The sequence below is a fragment of the Rhodopseudomonas sp. BR0C11 genome, assembly GCF_010820945.1.
Lineage (GTDB): Bacteria > Pseudomonadota > Alphaproteobacteria > Rhizobiales > Xanthobacteraceae > Rhodopseudomonas > Rhodopseudomonas palustris_H.
The window spans coordinates 1-424 of record NZ_QTKI01000862.1 but is presented as its reverse complement, the minus strand read 5'-3'; the positions used below and the strand labels follow the sequence as shown (position 1 = coordinate 424).

Here is a 424-nt window from a genome sequence, read left to right as displayed (position 1 = left end):
GGCCTCACCCGAGAGCTGATCGAACGCCGCCCGTGCCGCAGTGTCGGTCGGCGACGCCGCGACCGCCGCACGCAAAGCGCCGCCGGCGCCAAGGCCCTGCAGCGCGCCCGCCGTGGAGCGCTGATTGGCGGTCAGCGCCGCGTCGGTGAATCCGCGGGTCTGCACCGCTTGCAGATAGACGTTGTTCGGATCGTAGCTGGCGATCAGTGAGTAGAACGCCGACACAGCGGTGTCGCCGGTGAGAACGTAGGTGCCGTTGACGCCGCCGGCCGCAGTCAGCACGGTGTAGCGGGCATCGAGCGCGTAAGGCGCAGCGCCATACTTGGTGAGCTTCAGGATCGCACCGGGAGCCAACGTCGCGGTGCCGCCGACCGCGATCCGGTCCGATACCGTGCTGCCCGGCACCAGTTCGGCATTGTAGGTC

1 pseudogene is annotated in these 424 nt (G+C 69.1%); it reads right to left on the bottom strand.

What is annotated here, in order from left to right:
• Positions 1-424 (bottom strand): annotated as a pseudogene (locus DYI24_RS27830) (autotransporter outer membrane beta-barrel domain-containing protein); the annotation flags it as partial.